General features: G+C 63.4%; 7 protein-coding genes and 1 pseudogene. 5 read left to right on the top strand and 3 right to left on the bottom strand.

The annotated features are described in order from the left end of the window. Positions 1-121 precede the first annotated feature (121 nt). The 4 genes from JHD64_RS20695 (at position 122) to JHD64_RS20680 (ending at position 2,872) form a co-directional block, all read left to right on the top strand. Complete coding sequence (locus JHD64_RS20695) at positions 122-499, top strand: GFA family protein (protein ID WP_199055448.1); 378 nt, start codon at positions 122-124, stop codon at positions 497-499. A 63-nt stretch (positions 500-562) separates the two neighbouring features. Further along, positions 563-1,450: a DMT family transporter gene (locus tag JHD64_RS20690; RefSeq protein WP_233170640.1), complete on the top strand. Its 888-nt coding sequence runs from the start codon at positions 563-565 to the stop codon at positions 1,448-1,450. 128 nt (positions 1,451-1,578) lie between these two features. Further along, entirely contained in the window at positions 1,579-2,169 is a 591-nt protein-coding gene (gene gmhA / locus JHD64_RS20685) for a D-sedoheptulose 7-phosphate isomerase (RefSeq protein WP_059286256.1), read from the top strand. A 76-nt stretch (positions 2,170-2,245) separates the two neighbouring features. Then, positions 2,246-2,872, top strand: a complete 627-nt coding sequence (locus tag JHD64_RS20680) for a hypothetical protein (RefSeq protein WP_199055446.1) — start codon at positions 2,246-2,248, stop codon at positions 2,870-2,872. A 21-nt stretch (positions 2,873-2,893) separates the two neighbouring features. Here JHD64_RS20680 and JHD64_RS20675 read toward each other — a convergent pair whose 3' ends face one another. Further along, positions 2,894-3,679, bottom strand: coding sequence for an inositol monophosphatase family protein (locus JHD64_RS20675; protein WP_199055451.1), 786 nt, complete (start codon positions 3,677-3,679; stop codon positions 2,894-2,896). 315 nt (positions 3,680-3,994) lie between these two features. Between JHD64_RS20675 and JHD64_RS20670 the strand changes: the two genes are divergently transcribed. Next, complete coding sequence (locus JHD64_RS20670; RefSeq protein WP_059286262.1) at positions 3,995-4,723, top strand: 16S rRNA (uracil(1498)-N(3))-methyltransferase; 729 nt, start codon at positions 3,995-3,997, stop codon at positions 4,721-4,723. A 464-nt stretch (positions 4,724-5,187) separates the two neighbouring features. Here the strand turns inward: JHD64_RS20670 and JHD64_RS20665 are convergent, their stop codons facing one another. Continuing rightward, positions 5,188-5,763: a hypothetical protein gene (locus JHD64_RS20665; RefSeq protein WP_059286258.1), complete on the bottom strand. Its 576-nt coding sequence runs from the start codon at positions 5,761-5,763 to the stop codon at positions 5,188-5,190. A gap of 104 nt (positions 5,764-5,867) precedes the next feature. After that, positions 5,868-6,116 (bottom strand): annotated as a pseudogene (locus JHD64_RS20660) (D-hexose-6-phosphate mutarotase); the annotation flags it as partial.

Here is a 6,116-nt window from a genome sequence, read left to right as displayed (position 1 = left end):
GCACCTGCGCCGTACCGGCGAGGTGGGGCGTATTGCGCTCAAGCGCAAGAATATCGGCAAGGGCAAGGAGCGGGTGGAAATCACCCTGCTGGAGAATGACGCATGCTAGGCAGCTGTCTGTGTGGCGCAGTCACTTAATGAAGTGGATCAACTGGACCTGCCGATTACCCACTGTCACTGCCTGACTTGCCAGAAAGCCCATGCCGCGCCCTTTGTGCCAACGGCCGGAGTATTGCGCCAGCATTTCCGCTGGTTGCGCGGCGAGGATCAACTGGGCTGTTTTCAGTCCTCACCCGGCAAGCTGCGCCATTTCTGCCGTCAGTGTGGCAGCCATCTGCTGGCCGAGCGCGAAGGCAGCCCTCATGTCATCCTGCGCGTGGCCACGCTGGACGAGGCACCCGCACAGCAGGCCAGCCAGCATATCTGGACCAGTCACACCCGACCCTGGCTGGAGGTGGACAATCTGCCGCACTGGCCGGAATGGCCGCCGGGCAGGTAAGCTGGCTGTTTTGTGCGATAGCGGCAGTGCCCGCACACGGGCCGCTGCCATGACGGGATAATCATGTGGTATGACCTTGCCGCCGTGGGCGCGGCAACCTGCTGGGCCTGGGGCGCCATTCTGGGGGCCGGCCCGGCCATGCATTTTGGCCCCTTCACCTTTACCCGCCTGCGGCTGAGCCTGATGACGCTGCTGCTGGGCGGCATCAGCCTGGCCAGTGGCGGCTGGCACAGCATGCACTGGGCCAATGTGCTGCCGGCCTTGCTCTCCGGCCTGACCGGCATCTTTCTGGGTGACACCCTGTATTTTTCCGCGATGAACCGGCTGGGGCCGCGCCGTTCCGGCCTGCTGTTTGCCACGCACTCGGTGTTCTCCGTGCTGCTGGGCATGCTGTTTCTGCAGGAAAAACTCAGCCTGGCCGGTTTTTTCGGCAGCGTGATGGTGTTTGGCGGGGTGATGCTGGCAGTGGCCTTTGGCCGTGGCAAGCAGCACAGCAAGGCCTGGGAGCATCCCGCCCACTTCAAGCTGGGCGTGGCACTGGGCATGGCGGCGGCACTGTGCCAGGCGCTGGGTACCTTTTTTGCCAAACCGGCCATCGCCGGCGGGCTGGAGCCGGTGACCGCCTCGGCCATCCGCATGGGCGTGGCTTGTCTTGTGCATAATCTGCTGTGGCTGGGCGGCCTGCCGCTGGCCAGGAGCCGCGGTGCCTATACGCCGCGCATGCTGGGGCAGACGGCGCTGAATGGCCTGGTGGCGCTGGGCCTGGGCATGACGCTGATCATGCTGGCACTGCAACATGCCAATGTGGCCACGGTGGGCATGCTGTCGGCGCTGAGCCCGGTATTGATCCTGCCCATGCTGTGGCGGGTGTACAAACAACCCCCGGCGCTGGCCGCCTGGCTGGGGGCCTTGCTCAGCTGTGCCGGCACGGCCTTGCTGGTATTGCGCTAATTTTACCCGGCTGCCATTTCCTGCCATGGCGGGGGGCAGGGTATGATGACGAGGCTGGCCGCCGCGCCAGCGCTGTTTCCCGATGGCAATGGCACGGTGCCCTTGCCCGCACGCATGACGGATCGCCGATGATTTCCCATATCCAGTCCAGCCTGACTGAAGCGCAAAGCGCACTGAACAATCTGCTGGCCAATCCCCAGGCACTGGCCAGCATCGAGGCCGCTGCGCAGCAGCTGATTGCCAGCCTGGCGGCCGGTGGCCGCATCTTTTCCTGCGGCAATGGTGGCTCCATGTGCGATGCCATGCATTTTGCCGAAGAGCTGACCGGCCGTTACCGCAACAACCGGCGCGGCATGGCGGCCATTGCCATTTCCGACCCCAGCCACATGAGCTGCGTGGCCAACGACTTTGGCTACGAGCATGTGTTTTCGCGTTATCTGGAAAGCCATGGCCGGGCTGGCGATGTGCTGATCGGCATCAGCACCAGCGGCAACAGCCAGACCATCGTCAACGCCGCCACGGTGGCGCGTGAGCTGGGCATGAAGGTGATCATCCTCACCGGCCGTGCCGCCACCCGGCTGGAACCGCTGGCCGACGTTTACGTCAACACCCCGGGCGGCCAGTATGCCGACCGCGTGCAGGAACTGCACATCAAGGTGCTACATATCCTGATCGAGCTGGTGGAGCGGCATTTCTGCCCGGAAAACTATAGCCAATAAGCCAGACCGCCTTGCACTTCTAGCCAGCCGCCTGTTTTTTATGCAAAATGACTTTTTGGCAAGCAAGGAGTCGTGCATGTCAGGGGCAAGATGGTGCATGGTGCCGGTCTGGATGATGGCCGCCGTGGTTCAGGCGGCCGAGCCGGCCAGCAAACCGGTGTTGCATCCGGGCAGCTGGTTCGAGCTGCAATCGGTCGACGCCTATTCCGGCAAGGAAATCAGTCATCAGCGTGAGGTGTTCAGTGGCTACCGCGGGCTTGATTACCGCTTTCAGGTAGAGGATTCAACCGGGCGTCGCTATGACATGCTGCGCGATGGTGATTACAACCTGCGGCTGCTGGATAAAAAAACGGGAACCGTTTTCAGCCTCGACATTTTCCATTGGCCGCTGAGCAGCGGCCAGTCCCACCATCTGAGTTACCAGCTGGCGGGCATCCCTTACGAGCAGGACGTCACTGTGGGGGAGAGCGAAACGGTGACAGTGCCTGCCGGCAGCTTTGTAGCCTACCCGATCCGCATCACTGGCCGCTGGCATCATGACGGTTACTCCGGGCCGCTTGCCGAAACCGACTGGTATGCACCGGCCATCGGTCATGTGGTCAAGCAGGAATACACCGATTTCAGCAATAAAAAGAATTATCGCGGTAACTGGGTGATCACCCAGCTGCAGGCATACCGGCTGGCGGGATCTGCCGCGCCCTGAAGCGCGCAAGCCGCGCTGGCGCTACTGGTTGGCCCGCACCCAGCGGTGCCAGTGGCCGTACAGTTCCGGGTCGATGGCGGCAATCACCGAGCGCTTCCACACCGTATCGCTCCAGTAGTCATCGGTGTTCAGGCTGGCCAGGCGGCCGCCGGCTTCTTCCAGGATCACCGCGCCGGCAGCATAGTCCCACAGCCGCTGGCCGCCGTGCAGGTAGAGATCGTAACGTCCGGCGGCCAGAAAACACCAGTCCAGCGTGCTGGAGCCCATGCTGCGCTGGCTGCCGAACGGCGCCACGCTGCTCATGCGTGCGGCCAGCTTGCCGGAACGCAGGTATTTCACCTCCACCGCGGCAATGGCATCGCCCATGCTGTTGCGGGTGGTTTTCAGCGGCAGGCGCTGCTGGTTCAGCCAGGCACCCTGGCCGCGGCGGGCGTAGAACATTTCATCGGATACCGGGTTGTAGATCACCCCCAGCTCGCTGACACCACGCACCATCAGCGCCACCGAAATGGCAAAGTAGGGCAGGCCGTTGACGAAATTGGTGGTGCCGTCGATGGGGTCGACCACCCACAGGCCGTCCGGATTGCCCAGCCACAGCGCATCCTGCTCTTCGCGGCTCATTTCCTCGCCCAGCACCGGGTGCGGCAGCACGGCCGGCAGTTTTTCCCCCAGCGCCTGCTGGCAGGCCATGTCGGCCTCGGTGAACAGCGAGCCATCGTCCTTGCGTGTTTTACCCACACGCAAAAAGCGCGGCATCACCTCCTGGCGGGCCACGTCACGGACAACTTGCATCACCTGTTCAAGCACCTGCATGGTGTTCTCCTGGGTATCCTGCCGCGCCGGCTCGCCGGCTTCTGGCAGAAACGACAACAGCGGCCATCCGGCCGACGTCAGTCAGTAAGGTAAACTGCATGGCCGCCGGCCATCGTACCAGCGGCATGATTGTCGTCTTGTCCACGTTGTGTAGCAGAAGGGGCAAGACGCTGCTGAAGCAAGTGACAGCGCCGGAGCAATCATGAGGGCCCATGGGTGCCATCATTTTTGCCACTTGCTAAAGATGGGTTGTTGCAACTGCAGCAAACAAAGCAAAATACCGTTATCACCACGGACTTTCAATACGCCATGCCAAGGTTTTTTATCGAAACACCGCTGGCGGCGGGGCAAACCCTGTCGCTGCCCGATGCCGTTGTCCGTCACATCCAGGTGCTGCGCCTGAAAGAAGGCGACAGCCTGACCCTGTTCAATGGTCAGGGCGGGGAGTATCAGGCCAGCTTGCTGTCGCTGCACAAGCGCGATGCCAGCTGTGAAATCACCCGCTTTGACGACATCAGCCGCGAGTCGCCGGTATGGCTGGGGCTGGCGCAGGCCATTTCCAGTGGTGACCGCATGGAATTCACCCTGCAAAAAGGGGTGGAAATGGGCGTGTCGCTGTTTCAGCCGATTGCCGCCGAGCGCTCGGTGGTGAAGCTGTCCGGCGAGCGGGCCGACAAGCGGGTGCAGCGCTGGCAGGAAATCGTGCAATCCGCCTGCGAACAGTGCGGGCGCAATACCCTGCCGCAGGTCTTGCCCATTCTCAGCCTGCATGAATGGCTGCAACAGCAGCAGGATGCCGATGCGCGGCTGATCCTGTCGCCGCTGGGGACACAGAAGCTGGCGGATATTGCCAGCGCACCCAAGCGGGCCTGGCTGATGGCTGGGCCGGAGGGTGGTTATTCCGCCCGCGAGGAGGCAGCGGCGCTGGACGCCGGCTGGACCCCGCTGAAACTGGGCCCGCGCATCCTGCGTACCGAAACCGCCGCGCTGGCCGCGGTGGCGGCGGTGCAGGCGGTGTGGGGGGATTACTGTATCTAAAGGGTGGATCGGTATGTCTTGAGCAGTTGGCGGAGCAAAGTGTCGAACCGCTACGCAAAAAACCTTCTCGCTTTCTTGAAGGAAAGCGAGGCTACTTCGAAGCAAATGACTTGGTCAGCCGCTATGAGAACCGCTACGCGGTACTGTTTTTCATGGCGGGGCTGCCCGCCGAGCAGGCAGGGGAGCTGCCTCGCCAGCTCCCCTGCACCCCTAGGCGACCCCGGGTTGCGCGAAACCCCCGTCTGCTGTGGGCCGGGCAAGGCGCCGCCGAACTCGCCATTCGCTAGCGTCGAATGGCTCAGACAGGGCGGCGGCTTAAAACCTTGCCCAACCCACCCCAGACGGCGCGCGCCACGGGGAGTGGGGCGGCGTCGTGGCAGTCACTGCTCCTGGTTACTGATCGGTGAAGCAACAAAAAGCCCGGCTAGGCCGGGCTGGTGTCAGGTATCCACATACCTGCCATCTCAAGCCGTGGTGGCGATGTCCTGCTGGCGGTAAATCAGCTTGCCGGCCAGCAGCAGCTCCTGTTCGCCCAGGGTGAACTGCCCCGGGGGGGCCGCCCGTTCAAATACGAAACGCCGCTCCTGGTATTCGATCCAGGCGCTGATGGGCTGGTCCTGAAAGCGGCCGAGTATCTCCGGCGAACGGGCCGTCACCTCGGCCTCGCTCAGCCGTATCCCCTGCGGGGCCGCTGCGGCGTTTTCTTCCTGTACTTCCCAGTTGGCCTGGGCGACCGGTTGCGGCGTGTTGCGGGTGGCCATTTGCAGCCACAGGCGATACGCCCACAAGGGCAGCAGTACCCGGTGCACCCGCTTGTCGTCGGTGATGACGCAGGCAATGGGGAAGCGGTGCCGGCAGGCCGGGCAGGTGCCCTGCGCCGCCAGAAACAGCTTGTCCTGCTGCAGGCTGGCCAGGCCGGACATGTGTTCGCAACCCACCATGGCATGGCAGTGCGGGCAATGTTTGCCAAAGCGGCGAACCCGGTTGCCATTGGCAAAGGTCACCGGGAGATAACTGGAAATCGTGTTCTGTCTGGCCATTTACAAGCTGTCCACTTCGACGCCGTGCTGGCGGGATGGCGTGCAGTATACCCTGTCCGCCAGGGTGGCGGACAGGCAGGGTCCAGGGATGGTGCGCGGGCCGCTCACGCCAGGCTCAGCCGGCAGCACAGGCTGTGGCTGGCCCCGGCGGCCAGCAGGCGGCTGTCTTCGCCGGCATTGGCCGCTTCGATGCAGACAAAATCCTGCCAGCCCGTGTCCGGCAGGTCGGCAAGGCGTGCGGCCTTGTCCTGCCAGGGATTCCACACCACCACGCTGGCCGATCCGCTGCGGCTGATGCGCAGGCGGCGCTGCCATTGCGGGTCTTCCAGCAGCACGTCGGCCTCGCTGTAGAC

This window comes from Aquitalea sp. ASV15, from assembly GCF_016429115.1.
Classification (GTDB): domain Bacteria; phylum Pseudomonadota; class Gammaproteobacteria; order Burkholderiales; family Chromobacteriaceae; genus Aquitalea; species Aquitalea magnusonii.
This window is presented reverse-complemented; position numbering and strand designations above follow the sequence as displayed.

What these genes read in the sequence shown, in the direction of transcription:
- JHD64_RS20670 (WP_059286262.1), top strand. Translation starts at nt 3,995, where the DNA reads ATGCCAAGGTTTTTTATCGAAACACCGCTGGCGGCGGGGCAAACCCTG.
- JHD64_RS20690 (WP_233170640.1), top strand. Translation starts at nt 563, where the DNA reads ATGTGGTATGACCTTGCCGCCGTGGGCGCGGCAACCTGCTGGGCCTGG.
- gmhA (WP_059286256.1), top strand. Translation starts at nt 1,579, where the DNA reads ATGATTTCCCATATCCAGTCCAGCCTGACTGAAGCGCAAAGCGCACTG.
- JHD64_RS20680 (WP_199055446.1), top strand. Translation starts at nt 2,246, where the DNA reads ATGTCAGGGGCAAGATGGTGCATGGTGCCGGTCTGGATGATGGCCGCC.
- JHD64_RS20665 (WP_059286258.1), bottom strand. Translation starts at nt 5,763, where the DNA reads ATGGCCAGACAGAACACGATTTCCAGTTATCTCCCGGTGACCTTTGCC.